The sequence below is a fragment of the Salinibaculum sp. SYNS191 genome, from assembly GCF_037338445.1.
Taxonomy (GTDB): domain Archaea; phylum Halobacteriota; class Halobacteria; order Halobacteriales; family Haloarculaceae; genus Salinibaculum; species Salinibaculum marinum.
Genome location: NZ_CP147839.1, coordinates 31,823 through 56,305 on the forward strand (window position 1 = coordinate 31,823; position 24,483 = coordinate 56,305).

The following is a 24,483-nucleotide window of genomic DNA, read 5'->3' on the forward strand; positions in this document are numbered from 1 at the left end:
CGGCTCAGCGACCAGCTCTTCGAGAGCGTGCTCAAGCGGGCCGTGGAACTGACTGAGGTGCCTATTATCAGCTACCCTAACAACCGATAAACCTCATCAGCTACGGATTCTCGCACCTGCTTCGCTCTCTCGACACTCGTCACACCCGTCACAACCATCTTCCCCGACCCAAAAATGAGGACCACAGCGTCAAATTCCGTTGGGCGATACACCAACCCCGGAAACTGCTCCGGCTCGTATTCCACCTGCTCCAATCCAAGTCCAATCGCCAATGCATTCAGATTCACCGAATCCCCGAGACTCGTCGTTGTTACTAAATTCCGCACACTAAACGGGTCCTCACCACTCGGGACATCCAACCCGACCTTCCCCATCGCCTCAATGAATGTATCCCGCGCCTCGAACAACGCCCTTTCGGAATCAACACCGACGATGTGGTAACTCCCGGTCCGATACAACGTGATGAGCGCCCCACTCTCAAGGCGGACATGCATCCCTGTATGCTCATCCGGATCGTATTTCGTCTGAGAATTCGTCTCAGCAGATAGGTCAGTAGCGAGTGCGTATAGGTCTAACTCGACACCCAGCTTCCCTGACCCAACGACATTCACCACATCCACCTCGTTATCGGCGCACATTACTGAATCACAGTAAGGAAGCTATCCAGATACTCTTGAATTTCATCACGGTACTCCTCAAGCCCGTACAGCGCGAACACTTCGTCATCCAGCGCCTCACGCTCCGACTCAATACGGTCTTCCAAATCACTGATTTCACGTGACACCGTGGAGTGAGCGTCGCGGAATTCGTCAAAGTCCTCCGGGAGCTCAAGATTACGGAGCTCGTCCCCGGCGATGTACTCATCACCGAATTCCTCGAGGAACTCTGCGAGGTCTTCTGCCTCCGCAACGCTGTGCATCCGAACGGTGTGGAACCGATTCAGGGACACCTCGTCCCCATCCTGTTCAATATTGAACGATCCGATATTGTAATCCTGCGTGTCGACGACCGACCGAACTTTCGTACGGAACGGCTCCGTCTTATCTTCCTCCTTGAACGTCTCGAACAGGGTCTCACGGTCATGCCTCTGGATTTTCAGCTGGCGTTTCGCGTCGTGAATCGCCTCCGAATGCCCCGCAATTGCTTCCCGGGTCTCCTCATCGGGGACCTGGATTGGCGCGTGATGCAAGTGCGTCGGACGGCACCTAATTGCCGGGGCGTGCCGGAACGACAAGTGCTCGTAATAGGCTTTGTAATAGAAATCGAGCGCGTCCGAATTCAGAAGCCCCGCTATGTAGTGCGGATCCATTGCGTCTGACGAATCGGAGAACTCAGCGAGCCCCCCGTCGTTCTGCAGCTGAAGGAAGTACGCGGTCTTGTTGTAGAATTTTGTCGGCCCACTCGCTGTATCAACGACGAAACTCAACTCGGGTGCGGTTTCGCGATACGCAATCTTGTCCTTGTTCTTGAACGCATCCAGCTTGTTATCCGAGACATCCGTGTCATCATCGGCTTCAATCGCATCCACGTCTACGTACTCTTCAATATCTCCCGGCGCATCCCCGAGGTAGAACTGCTCAATATTCTTCCCGCCAATTACCGGTACGTGCGAGTCCGATTCCTTCGTGTCGGACGCGTAAGGTCGGTAATACCGTGGTTCCTCACCTCGTGAAACAGCGCCACCTCGCCCGCCATTATCCATCTTGCAAAGATCGCTGAGCGGGACGCACTCGTCGGTGTCTTCCATTTCCTTCGCGGCTTCCCACAAGCTATCCGTGATCTGGAAATTCAGTGTTAAGCGGTCCGCCCATTCACTCCAATCCTCGCTAAACCGCTTCTGCGATACTGTATACCGCTCGTACGTGTCCTCTGTCTCGATGTCCGGATACTCCTCACTCTCAAAGTCGTCTTCGAAATCGTAATCCGGCGCGTCACGCCACGGAATTAACTCTGCAGCGGCGTGCTCAAGCGCGTATCCCCACTCATTCGATTCCTTCGATCCTTTTGGATACACCTTCACCACGTCCGTCTCATTCTCTTTTCGGACGTCCTCGTTATCTTCACCAGATTTCTTGGTCAGAACGATGAGGATTGGGAATACATTAACGTCGATTCCGAATACCTTGCATCGCGTGAGATCCGCGACCAAGTCGATCGTCGCGTTATCCCTGATGAACTCCATCGCATCCTCGGATGCACCCGTGACTAACAGCTTGTTCGAAATCACGAACGCTAGTCTCCCGCCTTCATCCAGCCACTCTAAGCCCTGCTCGACGAACGCCGTGAAGATGTCACTCTGCTCCTCACCGAACACGTCGTGAAGCCGCTCGTACTCTGCCGTGACGCGATCTTCCTGATTGTGTGACCGGATGTATGGCGGATTACCAATAATCCACCCGTAGTCGTCTTCTTTCGCATCCATAATCTCATCTAGGTGCTCCGCGTCATTCTCTTTCGACCGGTAGAATCGGCGGTTACTCATCCGACTATCACTGCCTTTCGCGGTGAGCAGCGAATCCGTTTCGTACGTTGAAAATGATGGGAGTTCCAAGTGCGCGTCCCCGCCATTCCCACTGCGGCGCTCCTGAAGCACGCGAATCAGCAAATTCGATTGCGCCAGCTGGATAGCGAATGGGTCGATGTCGAACCCTCGGATTTTCTCGTTGATGAGCTCGACCGCCTCCAAGAGATCGTCATCACGCGACAAATCGAACCCAGCGTCCTCAAGGGATTCAATTACGCGACCCATCGCCTCCAGCACGAACGTGCCCGAACCACACGCGGGGTCAAGTACCGGGTCACCACTTTGCGTGATATTCTGCTCTCGCGGCGTGAATTCAGCGTAATCCAGTAGGACTCGCACAGCGGTCGGCGGCGTGTAGTACGCACCCAACTTCTTCCGCTTCTCTGCATCCAAGCACTGCTGATACATCTCACCGAAGATATCTCGGTTGATATCGCGGAAGTTGAAGTTATCAAACCGCCGCAGTACCGTCTTCAGCACATCCTCTTCGTAGTGGTACCAATCATGGGGCGTATCCCGTCGGAACAGCGGAGAGTATACCTCTTCGGCTTGACGGGATGCCACGCTCAGCGGCTCAATATACTTGTTATCCCGGAGTTGGACCTTTTCGTCATAGAATTTGATGAACCCGTTACTGATGATCTGTCCCACCAACCCGAGGTCCTCAAACGTGCGAATCAATAAGAGACGGTTGTACAGCGTATTCAGCGTTTGCAGCTGAAACGTCTCCTTGATGTCCTCCTTATCCGACTGGCTTGCCTCCTCGTAGTCCTTTCCGGTTAAAATGAGCCACTCCTGCCACTTGTCGTGCCACCGCACCGCTTCCGCGTATTCCGCCTTCAAACTCGACAGCTGATTCCGGAGTCCCAGTAGCTCATCGCGGAACTCGGCCACTTCGTCAATCCACCGATCCTCGTCGATGTTTCGTGACGCCGCGTCGCGCATGTGCTCCTCGTAGTCGAACTGTAAGTCCTCCGCGACAGCGTCAATAGAATCCTGGTACGCATCCCAATCGTAGTGCCCGCGGTATTGCTCCCGGAGGTCCTCTCGTTCCTCGAGAATCTCAGCGCGTTTGTCTTCGAACTCCTCGTATCGGTCTTGATACCCCTCGAACCGTCGCTCTATTGATGGGAGAAGGTCGTCGTTCAGCGCTTGCTTGGACGCTTCGATAAACTCACTAAAAATTTCGTCGTCGCTGATGTCGCGCTGACTCGGCTCGTCATTCCACTCCCCACCGTAGATTCCGCTGAGTCGGGATTGGAGTTGCGCGGCGACACTTTCCACCTCGTCGTCGCTCGGATCGTGGAATAGGTCTAAGAGGTCGAGTTCAATTTCACTGGCTGGATCGTCGTACTCATTCGATAGGAAAATGTAGCGGCCATCCGTGCAGAGTATGTATTTTAGCCGCAGCTGGTCGTTGTAGACGCGCGCCTCTTCAATGGCTTGGTTGATTTTGTACCGCTCGTCATCCTTGTGGTCCTCGTCTCGCGGTTTCTTGAGTTCACCTACGATGCGCGACACACCGTCCTCATCGTGCCATATGAAATCCGGACGGTCACCGGATTCAATGATGGATTCGTATTCAGCGTGCTCCAACCCAAGTTCTTGTAGTATCGGGATACCGTAGTTCTTCGCTGCGGTTTCCTCGCCGTAGTCCGGGTCTTCGACTTTATCACCAAAATCATCGGGGAGGTACCCGGCAAGAGACTCCGTCAACTCACTCATTGATATTCGGGCCTTTAACTCGCGGTCAAATAAGTGTAGGCGCTCCGGAATGGGTAGGACCTACTCTGACCCACCAGGAGTGCTGCAGAACTATCGGTAATCTCGTTCTCTACCCCCTGCGCATATTCTTCCACTCACCGTTCGGCGCCGTAGACGATGCGTGAGGGGGCTTCGTACCCACAATCGGGGCAGTCATACCACCGCTGGACTTTCGCCCCGTCTGCCGCCTTCTCGCCGACGCGAACGTCGTCGTTCGGACACTCCGTGCAGTTGAGGTCCGGTGCGGGCCGCTCCCGGAGCTCGTCACGGAACGATGTCGCATCCTTCGTCTCGTATCCCCGCGACCAGACCGGGTAGCCGTCGACGAGGATTGCCCCACGCCATTTGTATCGGTAGGAATCCGGGGCTCGATGCAGGACGGCTCGCGCCCCGGTCTCGGTGTTCCGAAACGCAAGCGTCGGCGAGCGGCTCTCGCGTCGCCAGTTGGTGATACGGGGCATTGGTTAGAAGTGGACGTCAGCGGGCACGATCCAGATCTCTTCACTTTCTTCGAGGAGTCGATCCAGCTGTCCACGGTGGCGAATGCCGGCTCCGTGTTCTGTATACAGGAAGATCGTCGGGCCATCGTACGCACCGACCTTGTGGAAGGCGTGCCGGGCGAGGTCCTCGTCGCGCATGATCTCCTCGTCGGAGAGCTCGTCGATGGCCTCCTTCACCCGATCGAGATTACGCTCGAACTCTTCCTTCGTCGCCTCCCAGCCACGCTCGAGGAGATCCTGGCCGTCATCAGAATCGACGGGGGCTGCAGTCGGGAGCTCACCCCATCGCGCCTTCCCAGCAACGGACGTGTCCTCCTCGTCGAAGGTCACATAGTAATCGAAGACGGCGCCGGCGTGTGGGTCCGCGCCGACTAGGCGGTTGAACACCGACTTTCCGGTGGCCAGCGCGTCGTCGTGCGTCGATGCCTCTACGAGGGCGTAAATCACCATGTGCATCTTGAACACCTCGAAACGCCGACGCACTGGGTGTCGTTGCTCGCTCCAGCTGCGCCGGCACCCATCGCCGGCGCTCGAAAAACTCTCCTCGTGACGGCGGATTCTCAGGATTCGTCCGCTCATTCGACAGTGATGGTCAGGTCGCCCGACGCGTAGTCAGCCTCGAAGTCGACCGCGAACGCGTCCGACTCGTAGGCGGCTTGGTAAGCACGGTGGCGTGCGAGCGAGCCTGTCGCCTTGAAGTGGAAGAATGCGGTCGCCGTGTAGGGCTTGCTCTGTGTTTCGACCTGCGACTCGACGGATGCGGGGAGCGCGATTTGGGGCGTCTCCGTGTCGATACTCGCAGCGAACTCTTTCGCTTCCTCGACGGTTGCTTGCGAATGTGCCGGTGTCTCGCCGGTGAGCACGTTCACCGGGGTTTCCGTCTCGTCGGTGAACAGGACGTCTTTGAAGGTGTGTGTTCCGAGGATCGCCTCGGGATCCAATTCGCAGTCGTGAAACGGGTCGTCGTCTGAGGTCATCGAATCACGAGCCTATGGCGGGGCTCACCCATTCCGCCCCCTGACAAACAGGCAGCACTACCCCTGACTATCCTCTCGCAAACACTTACCTCAAACAGGCTTCAAAAACAGTCCACCACAGAGTTCGATGCTTCACGAACACATCCATGATGCCCTCGATGCCTTAGAAGAACGGGACGGTCAATCAAGACTCACTCCGCAGGACGACCAATTCGACGTCTTGGTCAGCATCATCGCTGACGAAACCTCAATCAGCCCTGACGAACTACGGATCTCTGAACAAAAGTTCAAAGACGAAGTCGAGGATATCCTCGAAGACATTTCCGACTCGGATGACCCGATCTCCGATTTTCATTCCAGCCTCCACAAACTCAAAGCTGACGTCGAAGACCGATACCAAGAATACACGATTCTCTTCCCTTGGAATTTCCGAGAGAAAGACGCCGAAGGATTCACTCACCCCGTTGAGATTCTCGGCGTCGAATTCCGTTTAACAGCGAAACAAGTCTGGGACGACTATGTCGAACAGGCATCAGAGGAAAGCACGTTCGACAAATTCCTCGAAGAAGTACCTACTAAGCGCCACCACGAATCGCCTTTCAGTCATCATCGGTACTGGGAGGCAGAAGTTGAAGCAGCCGATCCACAATACGCCGTGAACCGTGTGGAAACAGCGTTGAAGACCCTGATGGGGAAGATCACGTACTCGGCATACTTCGCATCCACTCCTAATACGTTCCGTTCAACGACGTGGAAGTACGGGATTACAGAACTACAAGCACCGGTCTGCTACATCGTTTTGGAAGACAGTGAATACCTTCACTACTACGTCTCATACGACTACCGGCCCCGCCAAACATTCAAATTCAGGGCAGGAATGGGGTATGCCTTCGAAGAACTCTACAACGAACTCCCCAATTTCAACGGAGAGCTTTCCACAATCGAGGAGCACCTCGGCACAGCATTGCGAGCCTTCCAATCCGGTATGTCGAAACCTAGGCCGACACAGTCATTCCTCGAGTTCTGGCGGGCCTTAGAAGCTGCCACACTCTCCCAAGAGGAGGAATACTCAGCAGCCGCTCCACTTGAACGAAGTACGGCAGCCTTGCTACCGGAGGACCGTGACCTCGCTGAGAAACGGATCGAGCTCTTAGCCGACAAACGCAACGACCTGATCCACGGCGGCAAAGAAGTCGAAGTCACAGAAGGCGACCGAGTCTACCTGAAAAACCTCTGTGAAGCGTCTATCCGATTCGTCGCCAATGAAAGGGAGAACCACTCATTCGAGGAGTTGCAGTTCTTGTTCGAGTACGGAGCAAAATCTGACGACAACATCCTACAGGCACAGGCAGAGCGTGAACGTCAAATCACGGAAAAGCGGGGGGAGATCGAGGGGCACGAACACGACCTCAAACTGCTGGAGAAACTGGAAGAAATGAGAGAAAACGCCGAATCTCAGGAATAATTGGTGTCAGACAAGTCAACTTGACCCTCCATCCTCGTTTATCACCTCCCTCATCAACTCGACGTACTCTTCATCTCACGGAGGATCCACGACTGGATCGCCCCGTACTCCTATCGGGGGCGATTAACCGACGCGAGAGGTGCCTCCCGAGGCGTGGTCGGCGACGCCAGTTAGGAGTCTGCGTGGGCGTCCGCTCCGGCTCCGTCGCCCGGCCGCGTGAGAAGGCTCACCTCCTCCAAGAGGTCTCTCGCGGCCTCGACTCGCTCTCGATCCGCGTCGTCTAATCGGTCGACGTCGAGTCGGTTGAGATTGCTGAGTATACGATGCATCCGATAGCCCTGTTTGAACTCTTGCTCCATCGGAAGCGCCTCACCGCTCGCCGGCGCGGAAAGACGCCCCATCGAGATTGGCGTCGGGCTTGCAGGAGCTCGCGGCCTTAACCAACAAACCCCGACGGTACTCGCAGGCTGTTGGTGAATCGATGCCCAGCACTGGCCTTACTCGAGATTGGGGCCGTAGCGAGCCGAGCCACACACCCGGCACTCCCAGATCGGTTGCCCCGTCCACGCCTCATCCGGGACCGACTCGTGGGTCTTGAACCGATGGTCGGTCGCCCGTCCACAGGTTTGACAGTCGAGTTCCTGCGTCGTCGGTACCGACGACGCCTGGCGATCAGCCGCAGCCTCGCCACTGGATTCGGTCAACGCCATCGCTGGGACCAGCCACACCGCGTCGTCGGCGCCGTCGAGGACCGCGTCGAGACGCGACGCGTCGCGGATGCCGTCCCCACGCTGGTCGTAGAGCCGCGTCGGGGGCTGCTCCTGACGCTCCGACGCTTCCTGCCCGTTCCACCCACTCCGGTCACGGGCAGCACTGAGAAGCCGCTCTCCTCCTCTGACGCCACCTGTACCGCGGCGGGGAGTGAGGGCCACTGCTCGGCCAGCTGGCGCGCTGGCGCCTCGTCGAGATCGTAGATGAGCGTGTAGTCGTCGACGGCCGGATCCGCCTCGTTGGCAGAGAGGAGGTTCGCCGCGGCGCCGCCTTTCGCCACGGCGCCGTAGAACGTGGTCGACTCGACGACCAGATGGACGATGCCGAGGAACGTCGTCGACGCTGCCTCGTTCGTGCTAGTGGCGTCACCTCCGAGATGGTTAGAGAGACAGAACCGGCATTTCGTCTGGCCGTCTGGGACTGACGCCCCACAGGACCGGCACTCGCCATCGGCGGGCGTCGGCGCATCAGGGTAGCCACCAGAGCTCGTCGCGACGCGTTGCCGCCGGGGGGCACCCTCACACCCCTCGTCCAGCCTCGTGTCCGGAATGTGGGACGCTTCGCCGGTCGGCCGCAGTTCCTCAAAGTCGGAGTAACGACCGTTCATAGGGCAGTCTACAGAGAACATGGCTCGTCTTCGTGTTTAAATCGTAGCGTGGATAGACCGATGTGCAGTACAGACGGAGAGACAGTGATCGCCTCAGGCGACCTGTTCCTCCAACGTATCCCGGTGCGCCCGAACAGTCGCCTTCGAGGCGTTCGCCACGTCCGCGGCCTCGGATTGCGTCAGCCATCGGCCCTCTTCGCGACCGGCCTTGTAGAGGCAGGCCGCGGCGAACCCGGCCGGATGGACGCCCGTCGTGACGCCGCGCTCCTCGGCCTGTTCCGCGAGGGCTCGGGCCCGCTGTCGGATCTCGTCCGGACACTCGAGGTCTGAGGCGAGCCGTGGCACGAACATACTGGGGGAGACGGGCTCAGCAGGGAGGCCCAGCTCTTCGTTCAGCGTTTTGTACGCGTTCGTGACCCGTGACTCCGCGACGCGGGCCATCTCGCTGACGTCATCCACCAACCGCGAGAGGCCGTTGCACCGGCAGGCTCCGTAGACGCTGGCCGCGGCGATCGCCTCGATGGATCTGCCACGAAGCAGATCCTCGTTCTGGGCGCTCCGGAAGAGCTGACACGCCTGGTCGCGAACCGAATCGGAGAGCTCGAGGGCACTTGTCAACCGACGCACTTCGCCCAGGCCGTGGGCGAGATTCCGTTCCGCTTTCGACCGCCAGCGCCCCCGGGTCTGCTCACGGCGCATCCGTGCGAGTCGCCGTCGCTTCTGCCCAGAGATCTCGTTCCCCTTGGCATCGGTGCCGCGACCGATTTCCGTCGACAGGCCGCGATCGTGGCGAGCCGCTGTAAGTGGGGCGCCCGTTCGTTCACACTCCTCGTCGTCGTACGCCCGCCACTCCGGCCCGTTATCGATACGCTGTTCGTCGATGACCAGGCCACAGTCCTCGCAGACCGTTTCGACTGCGTTCGTCGTGACCCGGCCGTCGCACTCGGGGCATTGGTTTGCGCTCGACTCAGCTCGGGCGTCTTCGTCGAATCCGCTCTCGTAGATGTCTCTGGTTGCCATCGTTCTCACCGTGTTCAGGGAACCCGCCAGTACAGCGAGCCCCTCACCCATTGAGGGGCAAATAAACGCTATCGAGTACGGAATTCGGTCCTGGGGGTTGTGGCACTGAATACAGTGCTTGACTCCTAAACCGGCGTAGGTAACGTACTCCAAGCGGAATTTTCTACGCGTTCTTATTCCCGGAGATGCGACGGCTCATACAGCCCTAGCCGAAGCGACGGATAGGCTGTATACTCTACACCGACAGCATCCAACTCCTCGATCAGGATTTCGGACTCGCGCTCATCCCACGCAGGTGCCACCGCGTCCAGCACCCCCCGTTCAACGACCAGGACAACGTCATCAGTCGGTGGGTAATGCGAGTCCCGATCCGCTACGGTCTCATCCTCGCCGCACTCCCATTCACGGATACTCGCGTCCGGGAGGTTCACAACTACGGACAACTCGGTGTCCGCCTCGTCGACCTCGTCCTCGTCGACGCTGTCCCGATCGAACACGATATCGCCGTACACGAACCGGGAATCCTCATCGTCATCGTCGAGGTCATCCTCGTCCTCAGGGGCCTCCTCGTTCTCAGTCTTCTCCTCACTGTCAGATTCGGTGGGTTTCTCTGCCGGCTCCGCAGGCTCAAACCCGTCACCGTCGGTCGGCTGCTCCGGCTCAACGGGCGGATCCTCCCGGATCTCCTCCGGAACCTCTGGGTCTTCCTTGCTGCCCTCGTCGTTATCGTCGGGACTGACATCGTCACCATCCTCCGCGTCCTCGTCAGGTGTCTCACCATCTACAGGCGGCGAACCACTCCCCGACGCAGCACCGGCGGCAGCTGCCGCAGCACCCGCCACTCCGCCCGTGATACCGGCCTGCACCGTCTCGTCCTCGTCACCGTCCGCTTCCTCCTCTGGCTGTTCCTCGGGCTGTTCCTCGCCTCCACCGCCCGAACTGGACGGCGGACTGCCAACACGGTTACCCATGAATACGAACATTGGATTGGCTTCCGAAATGGTCTAATCTGGTCTGTGCACTGCTGATGGCGGCGTACGCCCGCACCGCCCAGAAACGATACAGCTCACGACTGAACCGGCCTGACTCCCTCTGGCTGTTCTTCCGCCAGTGATCGACCCCGGTAGCAGCCACCACTTCAGGCGGGCATCGTCGGAGATGATCGGGGGACAGCTTCCCGATTAACAAGACCCCGTCAGGACCGATGACCTCGATCAACCGGTGAACGTCCTCGAGAACCATATTGATGCTGTTGTACTGCGTCACATCGAACGCACAGTACGACAAGCCGAGATCCTCGAACGTACGCCGGCACCGTTCAAAATGCCAGTGCTTCCACCCCTTCGCGATCGGGATCACCTGCGTCGGCAGGTCATCACGGGCCTCGATTCGGCTGAACACCTCACGAGTCCCGTCCATACAACGGTCGATCTCTTCCAACTGCTCAGCATCCGTCATCGTGTCCTCGTACACCCACCGGTCACTCGGGATGTAGTACGCTGGCTGTAACTTCTCAACCCGCTCCATCTCATCGTCCGGCGTCCGCCCGACCAGGTACTTGTCAGCCTCTACGTTCGCCAGGACCAGCTCCTGGTGAGGCGCCAGTAATGCGTCGAGCTCGTCGGGCCGCTTCTCCAGCCACACCGCGTTCGTGAACGTGGTCAGCAGGTACGGTGCGGCATCGTGGCTCGAGAACAACCGCCGGTGACGACTGTTGCGGGGTGAGAACTTGGGGATCGGTCCGTGAGGGAATATCTCTTCCGACATGCGCTGTTGTGGTGGTGCTGTTGTGCTTCCGGGGCACCTAATCAATACTTTCTCGCACGTCAACTTAATCCTACCGACTAATAGGGCCCGAGAGTGGGGTAGTGTGTGAATATTATTCTTCAAACGCACTCTGTCGGAGAGACAACAAAACCGAGGCCGTGGAACTACGAAGCATTTTTTGTGAACACTCCGAGAGTGGAGACTGATGACTGACCGCATTCATTTCATCCCGGTCGGGTTTGACTTTCACCGGCTTATCTACCCAATCTCAAAAGGCGACCTACCTGCGGACCGCGTTGTCCTGATCGACACGGATACTGATGACGTTGACAGCCGAGCTGGAGACCTTGCCGGGAATATGGTGCAACGACTGGAGGAATCGTTCGAACTCATCGACGTCGACGTCGACCACGAGCAAATCGAGTACGAGCAGCTGTACAGTTACGAAAACCTGTACCCACGCGCCTACGACTACCTCTGGACGGAGCTGCAGAAGGGAAACGAAGTGTACGTGAACATTTCTTCGATGCCGCGGACAGTGGCGTTCGCGTTCGCCACTGCGGCCGACTCGATCATTGCCGAAAAAGACCCAAAATACCGCGACCAAGTTCATACGTACTACGCCGCACCGGATGAATATCTGGTCTTGGACATGATCGAGGCGATCGACAACCAGATCGAGTTCTTGGAGAAACTGGAGGACATCCGGATGCCGGAACGTCTCCACGAGCTCAAGGAGATCCGCGAAAAGATCGACCGTGTGGGCGTAACAGAGGGTGTTCGTGAGATCGAAGACGGCGACATGTACGTTGAGTTCCCGGCATCACCTGGGCGCGAGCTGCAGGATTTTGAAGAATCTATCTTGGAGTTCCTGTACCGAGAAGGGGCGATGGAGTCCACATCACAGCTTGCAGAGCAGCTGGCGGCCGACCTCGGTGAGGAGTACAATGACTCGTTTCGCAGCCGCGTTCAGTACAATGCGTCAAATCTCGATGAGCGCGGGTACTTAGATCGCGACGAAAAGGGAAATCGGCACGAAACGTCCCTTTCAACGATGGGGATGATGTGGGTCAAAACCCATAGGGACTAACCGACACTTTCTGGAAGGTCTCACCGGAGCACTCGCGCGTCCACACCCCTCTGGGGGCCGATAAACTTCCTCGGGTCGCACACGCGCTCCCTGGGCTTGCAGGATAACTGTTGGCCCGGTGCGTGAGGTTGTGGCTGCGCGCGCAGCGAAGCGAGCACGGAGCGGAGGGTGGGGCGGCGGGGTCAGGGCCGGTCCGGCACACACAAAAAAGAACGGCGTTGCGCTCACCTACTCTTCCCACCACCGACCGCGCTCTGGGAATTCGATCCTGCTCCAGCCCGTGATGGCGATGCTGCACCGCCCCTGGTACCAGTTCTTCTTGACGGCCCGGAACCGGACCGTCTCACCTTCGCTCACGACCGTCTTCCGAGAGGCCTCCCAGATGGTGAACTTGATCTTCCCGCTATCGTCCTCGATCAACCCGACCTGAGAAATCGACGTATCACTCGGATCCCAGAGTTGCGTGATTTCACCCTCGACCGTCACCTCACCGACCGGGACGTCCGGCACGTCCGCGATGGGCACGATCGCCCCCGGCACCGCCTTTAGTTCCTCGAGGGTCTCCAGCACCGCCTTCGTGACGTCCCGCCCACGTTGCACCTTCTCGGCCAGCTGCTTCGCGACGACCGCTCTCGACCAGCCGCCCTGCACTTCGTCGCTGATCCGCATCGCCTGCTCGTTGACCTCCGCGAGTTCTTCTTGCGTCAGCTTCTCTCGGGGATCCGTGCGCTCCGCCGGCGCCGGCTCGTCACGGCCACACTGCTCGCTGACGACCTCTCGCGTGCGCTGCTCCCGACCGTCCTGCGTTCCCAGCTCGGCCTGGGCACTGATGCGCTCCAGTTCGGCTTCCCGCGCCTGAATGCGCTCCTCCTGTTCGAGGGTGACACCGTGAATCCGGTCCTCGCTCGTGTCCGCGATCCCGTCCGGGTGGTTCGCATCCACTTTCGCTTGCGTCTCCTGCTCGACCGCGGCCTCGAACTCCGGCGTCTCGTCGACGACCGGGAAGCCGTCTTCATCGACCGCCTGACCGCCCGCTTTCTCGAATGCCTGTTCATCGACCGAAACGACCTTTCCGCTAGCGTTGTTACTGGACATTGGAATCACTCACAAGGTGATTTCCGACGAAGGCGCTCACGCGCCGACACCGCGATGCTACCACATCGCGGTTTTCCGACGACAACGACCGACAGAACCATCTGCGCGCTCTCGCTCGCGCCTTCGCGAGCGCCCTACCGGGCGCGAGCGAGAGCGCGCCTGCATGAGGTGGCCCCAACCAGCACCGCGCGCCGACCCGCCCGGAGCGAGCGGCCAGCGGAGTAAGCGTGGGGGTGAGCAGCCACGCCGCGCAACCCCTCGCGCTTACCCGCTGGCGCCGAGGGCACATGCACTTTAGCCCGGAACGGGCGCGGGCGGTGCGGAGAGCGCCCGCACGCCCGGAATGGTCGGTCGCGAGCGACGCGGAGGGCGGCAGCGGCGAGCGGGGCGGGCCGCTACGTACACACCTGTTCAGCTGGTTACGTCGCTCGGTGAGGCATCTAACGTCCTGGCGGACTCAGAAAGGGCGAGGCCGCCTCGGTCGTCCCCCGACCCCGCAAGCACCGCAGGCACGAGGCGCGCAGCGGTGGTCGCGGGACGTCGAGCGGCCGAGGGCTTTCAGGAGCAGTGTCTGTCCACGAATACGTTCGCGTAATCAGTTCGGTGAGCCGGCCGACTCGCCGAGAAGGATGTCGACGCCGTCCTACAGCAGGGGTCGGTCTCGACCCACTCCTCCCGTTTCGAGCGTCTCAACGATGTCGACCAAGTGTTCGGATCAAACAAGACCCATGCGTTACGGAGTGAACCAGCTTACTTATCGGGGCTTTCGAACCTGACCGCCACTGAATACTTCTGTATAGAGGAGTAAGTGGTTGGTGAACAAACACCATGGTTACTGAAGGAGATTCTGCACCCACGTTCACGCTCCCGGGTGTCGTCGACGACACGTTCGACACGTTCAGCCTCAGCGACGCGACTGAACGGGACAGTGCCGTGCTCCTCTTGTTCTATCCCTTCGATTTCAGTCCGGTATGTACCAACGAATTGTGTGCAATCCGCGATGCCGAATGGTTCGAGCTCACGCCGAATCTTGATGTGTGGGCGGCATCGGGGGATAGCGCGTATTCGCACCGAGTGTTTGCTGAGGAGTACGGGTTGAATTTCCCGCTGCTCAGTGACAGTGCTGGGCGTGTTGCATCCGCATACGACGTGTGTTACAATGAATGGGAAAACCACGAGTCCGTACCGCAACGCGCTGTCTTCCTCATCGACTCGACACAGACGATTCGATACGCGTGGTCGACTGATGACGCCCTCAAAAAACCGGATTTCTTCCCGGTCAAAGAGGCACTCGACCAACTGACAGAGGAACGAGATGACTTTGGCACTGCGGACGTCGACCTGGTCGTCGAATACGACGAGACGCCGAGTCAGATCTCCTGAGTCATCATCTCCACAACGGTGAGCAGTCGGTGAGAAGCGGATAGCCACGTCTTCGAACGGAGCCAGTCGCTGGTTATCGATGATCCCCGTCTTAGAGCTTCGTACAGTTATGGGGCATTGAGGGGCTGAGAGGGTCCTGGTGACGTAGTTCACTGGTCGCGTTGGCCAGTTAGTCTTGCAGAGAGTCGACCCAGCAGACGAAGATGCGGTGCTATGTGTTAGCACAACTATTTTCACTCGATGATTTGAATTGTCCCTCTATGGGCGAGGATAGGCAGAAAAAGGCGCAGTATTGGACTATCCTCAATACGGTTCCGGATATGGTATATGTCCTCGATCCGGAGTTTCACTTTATCTTTGTCAACGACGCGATGGCGGATGTTACTGGGTACGACCGCGACGAGTTACTCGGAGCGCATGCCTCGCTTCTCTTCGATGACGCGGCCATAGAGGGCGGAACATGGAACCGCGACCAACTCAGAGCAGGTGATATCGAATTTGGATACACGGAAACCGAACTGAAGACTGCACACGACGACCGCATTCCGTGCGAAATTCGGTGCCAACTCCTTCCTGAGTTCGACGACACCGATCTGGGAGCGGGCACGGCGGGAGTCATCCGAGATGTTTCTGAGCGGAAGGCACGCGAACGGGAGCTGCAGGCTCAGTCGACGGCGATTGAAGCGTCCATCGATGGGATGGCAATACTCGACACCGATGAAGAATACGCGTTTGTAAACCAGGCACATGCCGATATCTACGGGTACGATACACCGGACGCGTTCTTGGGAGAGACGTGGCAGATGTGCTACACGGAGGAGGAGGCTACTCGATTCGAAGAAGATGTGATGCCAACGTTGTTTGAAGAGAATAGTTGGCGGGGCCAAGCAGTCGGAATCTGCAAAGACGGGAGCACGTTCCCACAGGAACTCTCATTGAGTCTGACTGACGATGGGCGAATCATCTGTGTCGTGCGCGATATCACCGAGCTCAAAGAACGTCAAAGGGAGCTACAACGAAAAAACGAGCGGTTGGATGAGTTCGCCAGCGTCGTCAGTCACGATCTCCGGAACCCATTAAATATCGCGCAAGGGCGACTGGAACTGGCCCAACAAGAGTGTGAGAGCGAGCACCTTGATGCCGCAGCGAATGGGATTGACCGAAGTCAGACGCTGCTTGAGGATTTACTCACGCTTGCTCGAGAGGGTTCTCGAATTGGCGAGGTTACTGCTGTTGACCTCGCAGCCGTGACTGAGGAGTGCTGGCGGACTGTCGAAACCAAGGAGGCGACACTCGTCGTAGAGACCGAGCAGCATATCCGTGCGGATCGGAGTCGGCTACGAGAACTTCTTGAAAACCTAATTCGAAATGCCGTCGAACATGGGGGTGAGGACATCACAGTGCGGGTAGCTGAGCGGGACAACGGCTTCTATGTTGCCGATGATGGACCCGGAATCCCGGACGGTGAGCGGGACCAGGTATTCGAGGCTGGATACTCGACTGCTACCGATGGAACAGGCTTTGGCCTCAATATTGTCCGAGAGATCGCCGACGCCCACGGGTGGAATGTCCAGGTCACGGCGAGTGAGGGTGGTGGCGCACATTTCGACTTCACCGGTGTCACGACCACTTCCGCTGATCGGTAAGTTATTCTCGTCTGTGTTAGCTGACGGTCGACGTACCGTTCAGTCGCTACTCAGTAGAATGCCGTATTGTGAGCCTCTGGAACTCAAGTCGGCTTCTACCACAAAAATGAACAAGTGGTTACTGAGACGTGATGCCCCCTGAATACGGGCCAGTAAGTGAACCGAATGGGTGTAGCGTGACAACTGTTTTCAAACTTGACTCGTATTTATAGATATGGTTGAGACTGGGACAACGGCGCCTGATTTCACGCTGACAGGGACCCAAGGCGATGAAGTCCAGGAATTCACTCTTTCTGAGTTCGCTGCTGGACGACCGACGATGCTGGTGTTCTACGTCTATGACTTCAGTCCGGTATGTGAATCCCAAATGTGCGAACTCAATGATATGGAGATGTTGACGTTCAATGACGATATTGCTGTCCTCGGCGTCTCACCTGATGGCCCGTACAGTCATCAACAGTTTATCCGCCAAAACAGTCTGTCGTATCCACTCTTAACTGACGAGGACAAGCAAGTATACGACCAGTACGGGATGCTCACCCGGACCTCAGAGGGCAAACGGAATCATAAACGTGGAATCGTTTTGCTTGATTCAGATCGTACTGTTCGCTATCGATGGGTTGCTGAGGATAATTGGGACCCGTGGGATATGGATCCCCTTCATGAGGCATACGAAATCAGTTTAGATCTCATCAATCCCGATGCACAAGAGGCTGACAAGTAACGAATAGTCCTATTAGTTCGAAACTGGGTGAATACAGCCCCAGTATTAAGTCCCTTTGTCGTGGGCTACGCGGAGGGCGGCAGCGGAGAGCGGGGCGGGCCGGTACGTATACACCTATCCAACTAGCTCCACCGCTCGGCGCAACTACTCTCGTCTTGTGGACTCAGAAAGGGCGAGGCCGTCCGCCGACCCGCCAGCACCGCAGGCACGAGCCCACAGCGGCGGTCGCGGGACGTCGAGCGGCCGAGGGCTTTCGTCTCCGTCTCCTCACACTCTCAATATTGACCCAGATTAGGTGCCTGAAACCTCGAACCGGGCCCCACCGTCTGTGCCCTCGGTGACCTTGATTTTCCACCCGTGGGCTTCGACGATGCGTTTGACGATCGCGAGCCCGAACCCGGTGCCGTCCTGGTTGGTCGTATACCCACTCTCGAAGACGTCGTCTCGTTCGTCTTCTGGGATGCCGGGGCCGGTATCTTCGATGTAGAACCCGTCGTCGAGGGAGCCGACGCGAATTGTGACTCCGTCGCCGCCGTGTTCGATTGCGTTCCGGTACAGGTTCTCAAACACCTGGATGAGCCGACTGCGGTCCGCGTCGATCTGGACGCTCGACTCGACCTCGAGCGAAGCTGATTTGGTTGTGACGTTTGTCCAGGCTTGATTAGCGACCGCGCGCAGTGCTACCGGTTCCGTTTCTCCGACGGCATCGCCTTCGCGAGCGAGTGTCAACATATCCTCGATTAGCCGTTCCATCCGATTCAACGCCCGGTCGATTGCGTCAACGTGGTCTATCTCGCCAGTCATCTGGATGAGTTCCAGACGACCCTGTGCGACGTTCAGGGGATTTCGGAGATCGTGAGACAGCAGACTGGCGAACTCCTCGAGACGGTCACGCTCTCGGCGGATCATCGCCTCTGCGGACATCCGATCGAGGGCCGTCACGACGTGGGTTGCCAGCATCTCTGCGACGTCCTCGTCGCGTTCGGCGAACGCACCCGGCTCCGACGCGAACACCTGTAAGACACCGTAGCCTTCGAGCGGGATACTCAGCAACGCTCGAGGATCCTCACATGACTGGGGCTCGGATTTTCCCCCACCATCACGGATGGGCGACCTGGCTGCTGACCGCGTGTCGGCGAGATCGTCGACTCGAAGGACCGTGTCGGTTTGATAGCTTTGACCGGCGTACCCGAACGAGAGCGGCATCGGCTCACTATCGTCGATATCTTCGGAACCAGAGCTGGCGGCCGGAACAAACTGATCACCTTCTACGACGGCAACTCGGGCGACATCTGCCCCGAACAACTCGACAGCGCCATCAGCGGCCCGTTGGTGGATCGCCGCTCTCGAATCAGCCGCGGTGATGTCAGTGGCAATCTCGTGGAGTTGAGTCACCTTCGACGTGTGCTGGTGGAGCCGGTGTTCGGCTGCTTTTCGGTCGGAGACATCCTGAATGACACCCGTAAACAGATGCTCGTCCGCAACGGCATATTCGCCGAAGCTAACCTCCACGGGGAACTCCGCTCCGTTCGCTCGCTGACCAACCAATTCGAGCCCTGCCCAATCGAGCGAACGCTCGCCCGCTGATAGATACTGCGCCATCGCGTCGCGATGTGGTTCCTGCAATCGGCCGGGCATCAGCGTCGCTAGTGGCTCCCCGGTGAGTGACTTTGGCGAGTAACCAAAAAGCTCCTCGACGGCGTCGTTCGCGTAGCGAATCGTGCTCGACTCGTCGATGGTAATGACGGCGAATGACGAATTCTCGGTCAGGGCGCGAAACCGCTGTTCAGACAGTTCGAGCTGCTGTTCACGTGCTTCCAGGCCGGTCGCATAGTAGCCGAGCAGGATTCCAGCAGCCATGAAGAGCGCAACGTCATTGAGAACGAGGACAATCGGTTCGCCGGCGGGAACCTGTTCGAGAGAGATGATGAACAGGATCCAGAGGGTGACGGCAACGCCGACGAGTGCGCCCCCAAGGAGCCATTTTGTCAGCTGGGTGATCCGGTCGATTGGGTGCGTTCGTGCCAGCCAGATTCCACCCACGATTAGTCCAAGCCCGACCGCAACCGGAAGAGATACTTCGATAAAATCGACGAGAGGCTCGTCGGTATCAGTAATCGCGCGGCCAAGTGCAAGCCATAGAAGGGCACCTCCCAGGAAAGTGACCGACCATTGACTGGCCACGCGATACGCCCGGTTCATTACAATATGTTACGACCTGTTAACCATTTAATCGCCGTGGACGCCAAGTGTCGGTGTATCCGCCCACCGCGTACCAGATGGAAGTGCCCGGCCGGTGTCCGGATACACCGCTCGGCAGGCATCGGGTTACTGTGGCTCTGATCTTTCCCTTTGGTCAATCAGAACGTCGACGTTGTCCGGCGTCACTACGAGTTGGACGCCCTCGACCGTGAACTGAACTTCTACGTCCGCCTGTGACGCGTTCACGAGCTGGTCCAGAGCGTCGACGTCGACGTAATCGTGGAGCTGATAGGTGTCATCCTCGAGCCCACACGCCTCTAGTCTCTCAACAATATCAACCAGCAGGTCACTCGATGTGGCCGGACTGTCTACTGGTGGGGAATCCATCTGTACACGTGGGGCATAGTATGGCAGTTGTTTAAAACGTTTGGAGTCAACCACAGAAGCTTAACGCTTCCTCAATTGACTTAGCGCGTTCGGGATAGCGTCGGCGCAACCACAAGCGATTATGCGCTTTGACGCCGACTGGATGTCTCGCGCCGATGACCGCATTCTGGAGCATCTTGCTGAAGCCGGTCCCGATACCCCAAAAGAAATGGCGGACAGCGATCGAGTGCGCTTCTCTCGCCAACACATCAATGCCCGTTGCAAGACGCTGGTCGAATACGGCCTCCTCGTCCACCTCGGCAACGGCGTCTACGATATCACGCGAACGGGAGAGCAGTATCTCGCCGGCGACCTCGACGCTCGTGATCTCGACCCCGAATAGCGTCAACTGTCGCCGGCGACCAGGTCCTCGATGAACCGGAAGCCGTTCACGAACGTCACCGAGTCACCGTACCCCTCGCTCGCGAGCACGGTTTCGGCCCCTTCGCCGGCCGCGATATCGGTCGTGTAGATGTACACCTCGGTCGCCGTCCCCGCGCTGAGATGCTGGGCAGCGAGGGCGGCGAGGGCGGCGTCGGCACGCTCGACTTCGTCGGCAGGGCGGTCGTCGGCGTTCGCGATGTACCGCTGGACGCCATCCATCACCCGCGAGACGACCGGTTCGGAGAACTCGAGCGGCGCCGCAACCGTCGCCCAGCCCTCGTCGATTGCGGTGTCGACGGGCGGGTTTTCGACATCCGGATCGTCGATAGTCAGCTCCTCGTACACCCGTTCGGGCAGGACGAAGGTGACGTCGTTCCGGCGAGCGAACCGCCGAACGGCCTGGTACCGACTGTTCGACGACTGTCCCATCGCGACGAACAGGCCGGTGTCAGCGATGTGGAGCCGGCTCACGCGTCGTCAGCGCCGTCGTCGTCGATATCCAACTCGTCGAGTCCTGCCCCTGCCTCCTCGATGTCGTAGTGCTCGTGGACGACGGGCCGGAGCGCCTGGAGGATCATCTCCGCCGCCAGCGGCGAGATGTCGAGGTCCTCCGCCATCAGCCGGTGGGTCACTTCCCCACGCTCCCGAGCGACGGCGTAGGTGAGCGCGGTCGCGAGGCCGGCGACGCCGTGGCGGTCGATGTAGGTGTCGATGTCGGCGTCCGTCTCGCGGCGGCCGACGGCGTCGATCAGCGCCGGCGTGATGGTGTACTCGCGGTCGCCGGCGGCCGTCGTCACGGTCAGGTCGATCTCCCGGGCGGCGTACCGGCGCGGCTGCTCGTCGTCGGTGACGTCGACGACGCCGGCGTCGACGAGCCGGTTGACGTAACTGTAGGCGGTCCCCTGGGCAAGTTCGAGGTCGTCCATTACGTCCTGGACGGTCGCCTCGCCCTCTCTAGCGAGGTACGCGTACAGCTGGGCGAGCTGTGGCTCCTCGAGAAGGTCAGCGACCGAGAGAAAGTCCTGGACGATGTCGCCGTCGGCGCGATTTGAAGTGCGTGACACGATTCGTTCTTGATTACAGTTTACAGCGAATCAGTAAAGAGTGTTGGGGTCACTCTGCCGGCGTCGCGACGAGATGCTCTTCGAGGTCGCGCGTCCAGTACGTCGCGAGCCCACCCGGACTACAGCGGGCGCACAGCTGCAACGGGCCTTCCAGATGCCCGAGTTCGACACGGAATCGCGTGAGCGCCGCGAGCGTGTCGACGGCCAGCCCACAGCCGTCACAGGCGACGTGATCGCACTCGTCGGGATCCGGCTCGGTCTGGATGGCACAGTCCACGCAGATCGGGTGCGTGACCCGCTCGTCTTGCCCCCAGGTGTGGGCCTCGCCAGTCTCGGTACCGGGCGGCGCGTCGCAGAATGCACAGCCGACGAGGGTTTGCTGCATCACTCGCCCTCCGCGTCGGCGTCGCGGTCAGTCGTCCAGCCACGATGGAAGACGGCTAGCTGCGTCGATGAGTCGAACGCGGTACCGCTCGGCTCGTGAACCAGAACTTGGTCCTCGGGAACCGGAGTGACGACGTCCGCGTCGATGAGGTCGTTGACCAGGTTCTGGGCCGTCGTGTCGTCGACGTCCGCCGTGTCGACGCCGGCGGCGTCGCGGTCCTGGGCGAGCTGTTCTTTCTCGAACTGTTCGTAGTCGCGACTCGTGTCGTCGTGCGGATCGGGATCAGGCATGGTGAGTCACACAGCGCACGCTATTGCGCGCTGCACGCCTCCCGGCGCCGATAAACAGTCAGGGCGGACAGCGTCTAGTCCGGTCGGGGATCGCGATAGCCGATGACGGCGACATCGTCGATGAACAGGACGCCCTTCATAAAGTCGAGCTTGGTCAGACTGTGCTGGTACAGGTTATGCCGGCCCAGGTAGTTTACTGGCACAACCAGACAGCCGAACTCGATCTTTGGCCGGCCGTCCTTCTGGGTGCGGTACCCCTTCTGGAACTTGAGGAGGTCATCGCTGACGTTCTTCCGCTCGCTCTTTTCGACCTCGATGGCGATACGGGCGTCGGCGTCGTAGAGATCGACGCTGTAGTTAAACCCCTGATGCGACCAGAGCTTGCAGTTCGGGTTGTAGCCGCCGGCGGCGTCCCCTTCGTACTCGTACTGCGAGAGCTTGTCGGCGATCGCGGCATCGAACCCACCGACCTCCGTGTGTTTCGTCGAGTCGTCGAAGACGCTGGCCGGGACAGCTTCAACGGCCGCCCGAATCGACGCCAGCGCATCGTCCGGAAACGCCTCGGACGAAGTTTGGGTGCGGCGCGCGCTCAGTTTGGTGACTTCCTCGACGACGACCATACTCGCTCTCGAGGAGTAGCGACCCGATAAAACCCGTCGCGACGGTCAATCGAGCCGACCGGCCGCCAAGGTATACTTACTCGAGGAGTAGGGCGGTGGGCGGGGTTATTCGACTGATTTTAGTTAGGCGCAATATCCCCTTCTCAATTCAGCGATGGGGTGAAAATCCTGCTCAGGGCTGCTAGTCATCGTCATTATCCCGACTTCTTCAACCGGAAAATCATCACTTCTAAGTCTCGAGTCTCGGCGTCATGGCGTAGTTCGTATCCTCCATTGTCTATGGGAACACCGTTCTCAAGTGCACGAAGAATGAGGTCATCCATCGCTTCTTGAAACTCCCGTTTGGTAGTTGGATCCTGTTCAGGCATCCTTCTCTTTAGACTGCGGAGAGGAATACGATTGTGGCATGATACACCATGTCGAATCCTGAATTAGCTCTTGAGGGGACGTTCCTTGTCGAAGTGGGGGCCTTTCTTTACAATATTTCTCTCGGGATCCCACTTGACCACCCCATCTTCCACTAATTCTTCCAAGGACTTTTCGCTCAATTCAAGACGGAGTTTAGCAACGTCTAAATCAGCGGAGGGGGGATCGGAACGGGGGGCGTTCCCCGATGACGTGAGGTCTGTGATAAACAGATAGTACGTGCTTCATACGGAAGAGTCCAGTAGGTTTTCACGCGACCTAGACAATTTGATTAAGTGGGTAACATTCTGCGATACGCACTCAGTCCGTAGTCTTCCTTGCGAAAATGGCGATTCCAGCTGTGGTCCTGTTCTGGAAAAAGGGGTCGCGATAGCCCCAGAGTTAACCAACACTGTGTCGGTATCGGTTCGGAATGTTGGTTAAGTCTAGCCGCTACGGCGTCCGGAGCTCTCGAACTGGCTTCACGACGAAGGTATCTGGGTCGCTGGCTGCTTCTTCACCTGCCCACTCCGCCGTCGTTGACGCCGACCGCGTGAGCTGAGTGATGAGCTCGTCGCGAACGGTTCGTCGAGGGACGGTGGTCTCGTGCCAGCCCTGCCGGTCGTCGAAGTGCCGCTTCTGGAACTCCTCGCCGACGTCGTCGGCCGCGACGTACTGCGTCCGCGTCGACCGCCCGACCTGCCGGGAGATGAAGATGGCTCCCACGGCCTCGTGCGTGAGCTCGACGAGAGTACACTCCACGAGCGCGACGACCGACGCGTGATTCCGGTCGGTCGGAACCGTCATCTCGAGGTCCGCCCACGGCGCCTCACCGTCAGTGGTAGTTGCTGCGTGATCCGCTGCTCGTGTCTTACTGCGTTGTTCCGAAACCATCGTCTATTGGGGGCACGTGACGCGCCCCGCCACCCCCTCGCGGGGGCAACAGACCCCACCGAAACGCACCCTGTCAACCAATGCGCTAAATCTGATACTTCCGTAGTTCCGCTACCCCTGTGATGGCCCCTCGGCCTGAGAGAGCCGGCGGCCTTCGCACATTGCATATCGCCTCTTTCTTTGGACGAAAACCGCGATATGCAAGACAATATGACGCCCTCAAATCGAAGAAGAACCCCGTCGGGCCGATTTGAGGCGGTAGAAGATACCTCGACGAGTTCCGGAGTAATGCCATAATCTCAAAAATTGCTCGACGGCAGGGTAACGAAGGTGATTACGGCCGTATCTGGATAACTTGGAACCGTTGCATCACCTGGACTGAACCTCTCAAGATCCTCCGACTCGGCACTTCGAATTGTGGAATATCCCCGATTCCCTCGATTTTGGCCGTGTTAGCCGCTGACAATTGCTCGACGGGGT

Annotated in this window: 24 protein-coding genes and 1 pseudogene; 6 read left to right on the forward strand and 19 right to left on the reverse strand. The window is 58.7% G+C overall.

What is annotated here, in order from left to right:
* Positions 1-71: 71 nt before the first annotated feature.
* From WDJ57_RS20570 to WDJ57_RS20590, 5 genes are all read right to left on the reverse strand, one after another.
* The gene (locus WDJ57_RS20570; protein WP_338906419.1) at positions 72-638 is read right to left on the reverse strand and encodes a transcription factor; all 567 of its coding nucleotides are present in this window, start codon (positions 636-638) and stop codon (positions 72-74) included.
* Entirely contained in the window at positions 638-4,249 is a 3,612-nt protein-coding gene (locus tag WDJ57_RS20575; protein WP_338906451.1) for an Eco57I restriction-modification methylase domain-containing protein, read from the reverse strand. Before WDJ57_RS20575 ends, WDJ57_RS20570 begins: the two co-directional genes overlap by 1 nt.
* 134 nt (positions 4,250-4,383) lie before the next feature.
* Complete coding sequence (locus WDJ57_RS20580) at positions 4,384-4,749, reverse strand: DUF7568 family protein (protein WP_338906422.1); 366 nt, start codon at positions 4,747-4,749, stop codon at positions 4,384-4,386.
* Positions 4,750-4,752: 3 nt separating this feature from the next.
* A complete protein-coding gene (locus WDJ57_RS20585; protein WP_338906475.1) occupies positions 4,753-5,244 on the reverse strand; it encodes a hypothetical protein in 492 nt (163 codons plus the stop codon).
* Between the two features lie 119 nt (positions 5,245-5,363).
* The gene (locus WDJ57_RS20590; protein ID WP_338906424.1) at positions 5,364-5,765 is read right to left on the reverse strand and encodes a hypothetical protein; all 402 of its coding nucleotides are present in this window, start codon (positions 5,763-5,765) and stop codon (positions 5,364-5,366) included.
* Between the two features lie 127 nt (positions 5,766-5,892).
* On the opposite strand from WDJ57_RS20590, the gene WDJ57_RS20595 reads away from it, so the two are divergent.
* Positions 5,893-7,230 carry a hypothetical protein gene (locus WDJ57_RS20595; protein ID WP_338906426.1) on the forward strand — a complete coding sequence of 446 codons (1,338 nt, stop codon included), beginning with the start codon at positions 5,893-5,895 and terminating at the stop codon, positions 7,228-7,230.
* Positions 7,231-7,400: 170 nt separating this feature from the next.
* Here WDJ57_RS20595 and WDJ57_RS20600 read toward each other — a convergent pair whose 3' ends face one another.
* The 5 genes and pseudogenes from WDJ57_RS20600 to WDJ57_RS20620 all read right to left on the reverse strand — a co-directional run bounded on the left by WDJ57_RS20600 (position 7,401) and on the right by WDJ57_RS20620 (position 11,395).
* A complete protein-coding gene (locus WDJ57_RS20600; protein WP_338906477.1) occupies positions 7,401-7,589 on the reverse strand; it encodes a hypothetical protein in 189 nt (62 codons plus the stop codon).
* Between the two features lie 138 nt (positions 7,590-7,727).
* A pseudogene (locus WDJ57_RS20605) lies at positions 7,728-8,608 on the reverse strand (hypothetical protein).
* Positions 8,609-8,701: 93 nt separating this feature from the next.
* Entirely contained in the window at positions 8,702-9,628 is a 927-nt protein-coding gene (locus WDJ57_RS20610) for a transcription initiation factor IIB family protein (RefSeq protein WP_338906479.1), read from the reverse strand.
* Between the two features lie 173 nt (positions 9,629-9,801).
* On the reverse strand, positions 9,802-10,611 hold the full coding sequence (locus WDJ57_RS20615) for a hypothetical protein (protein ID WP_338906452.1): 810 nt from the start codon (positions 10,609-10,611) through the stop codon (positions 9,802-9,804).
* The gene (locus WDJ57_RS20620) at positions 10,592-11,395 is read right to left on the reverse strand and encodes a hypothetical protein (RefSeq protein WP_338906430.1); all 804 of its coding nucleotides are present in this window, start codon (positions 11,393-11,395) and stop codon (positions 10,592-10,594) included. The genes WDJ57_RS20615 and WDJ57_RS20620 overlap by 20 nt, the downstream gene beginning before the upstream one ends.
* Positions 11,396-11,600: 205 nt before the next feature.
* Here WDJ57_RS20620 and WDJ57_RS20625 point away from each other — a divergent pair, with 205 nt between their 5' ends.
* Entirely contained in the window at positions 11,601-12,485 is an 885-nt protein-coding gene (locus WDJ57_RS20625; protein ID WP_099254204.1) for a DUF6293 family protein, read from the forward strand.
* 228 nt (positions 12,486-12,713) lie between these two features.
* On the opposite strand, the gene WDJ57_RS20630 is transcribed toward WDJ57_RS20625, so the two are convergent.
* Positions 12,714-13,580, reverse strand: coding sequence for a DNA-binding protein (locus tag WDJ57_RS20630; protein ID WP_338906431.1), 867 nt, complete (start codon positions 13,578-13,580; stop codon positions 12,714-12,716).
* Between the two features lie 828 nt (positions 13,581-14,408).
* Here WDJ57_RS20630 and WDJ57_RS20635 point away from each other — a divergent pair.
* The 3 genes from WDJ57_RS20635 (at position 14,409) to WDJ57_RS20645 (ending at position 17,333) form a co-directional block, all read left to right on the forward strand.
* Complete coding sequence (locus WDJ57_RS20635) at positions 14,409-14,963, forward strand: redoxin domain-containing protein (RefSeq protein ID WP_338906433.1); 555 nt, start codon at positions 14,409-14,411, stop codon at positions 14,961-14,963.
* 260 nt (positions 14,964-15,223) lie between these two features.
* On the forward strand, positions 15,224-16,609 hold the full coding sequence (locus WDJ57_RS20640; protein ID WP_338906453.1) for a PAS domain-containing sensor histidine kinase: 1,386 nt from the start codon (positions 15,224-15,226) through the stop codon (positions 16,607-16,609).
* A gap of 214 nt (positions 16,610-16,823) precedes the next feature.
* Positions 16,824-17,333 carry a redoxin domain-containing protein gene (locus WDJ57_RS20645; RefSeq protein WP_121538072.1) on the forward strand — a complete coding sequence of 170 codons (510 nt, stop codon included), beginning with the start codon at positions 16,824-16,826 and terminating at the stop codon, positions 17,331-17,333.
* 291 nt (positions 17,334-17,624) lie between these two features.
* Here WDJ57_RS20645 and WDJ57_RS20650 read toward each other — a convergent pair whose 3' ends face one another.
* Both WDJ57_RS20650 and WDJ57_RS20655 read right to left on the reverse strand, forming a co-directional pair.
* Entirely contained in the window at positions 17,625-19,535 is a 1,911-nt protein-coding gene (locus WDJ57_RS20650; RefSeq protein WP_338906455.1) for a PAS domain S-box protein, read from the reverse strand.
* 126 nt (positions 19,536-19,661) lie between these two features.
* Complete coding sequence (locus WDJ57_RS20655) at positions 19,662-19,922, reverse strand: HalOD1 output domain-containing protein (protein WP_191452460.1); 261 nt, start codon at positions 19,920-19,922, stop codon at positions 19,662-19,664.
* Between the two features lie 121 nt (positions 19,923-20,043).
* Between WDJ57_RS20655 and WDJ57_RS20660 the strand changes: the two genes are divergently transcribed.
* Positions 20,044-20,304, forward strand: a complete 261-nt coding sequence (locus WDJ57_RS20660; RefSeq protein WP_191452461.1) for a MarR family transcriptional regulator — start codon at positions 20,044-20,046, stop codon at positions 20,302-20,304.
* A gap of 2 nt (positions 20,305-20,306) precedes the next feature.
* Here WDJ57_RS20660 and WDJ57_RS20665 read toward each other — a convergent pair whose 3' ends face one another.
* The 6 genes from WDJ57_RS20665 to WDJ57_RS20690 form a co-directional block, all read right to left on the reverse strand.
* Positions 20,307-20,816: a hypothetical protein gene (locus WDJ57_RS20665; RefSeq protein ID WP_338906458.1), complete on the reverse strand. Its 510-nt coding sequence runs from the start codon at positions 20,814-20,816 to the stop codon at positions 20,307-20,309.
* Positions 20,813-21,409, reverse strand: coding sequence for a DUF7437 domain-containing protein (locus WDJ57_RS20670; RefSeq protein WP_338906459.1), 597 nt, complete (start codon positions 21,407-21,409; stop codon positions 20,813-20,815). The genes WDJ57_RS20665 and WDJ57_RS20670 overlap by 4 nt, the downstream gene beginning before the upstream one ends.
* 49 nt (positions 21,410-21,458) lie before the next feature.
* Positions 21,459-21,794: a DUF7558 family protein gene (locus WDJ57_RS20675; RefSeq protein ID WP_338906460.1), complete on the reverse strand. Its 336-nt coding sequence runs from the start codon at positions 21,792-21,794 to the stop codon at positions 21,459-21,461.
* Positions 21,794-22,084, reverse strand: coding sequence for a hypothetical protein (locus WDJ57_RS20680; RefSeq protein ID WP_338906461.1), 291 nt, complete (start codon positions 22,082-22,084; stop codon positions 21,794-21,796). The genes WDJ57_RS20675 and WDJ57_RS20680 overlap by 1 nt, the downstream gene beginning before the upstream one ends.
* A gap of 74 nt (positions 22,085-22,158) precedes the next feature.
* On the reverse strand, positions 22,159-22,704 hold the full coding sequence (locus tag WDJ57_RS20685) for a hypothetical protein (RefSeq protein WP_338906462.1): 546 nt from the start codon (positions 22,702-22,704) through the stop codon (positions 22,159-22,161).
* A gap of 858 nt (positions 22,705-23,562) precedes the next feature.
* Positions 23,563-24,003, reverse strand: a complete 441-nt coding sequence (locus WDJ57_RS20690) for a hypothetical protein (RefSeq protein WP_338906464.1) — start codon at positions 24,001-24,003, stop codon at positions 23,563-23,565.
* Between the last annotated feature and the right edge of the window lie 480 nt (positions 24,004-24,483).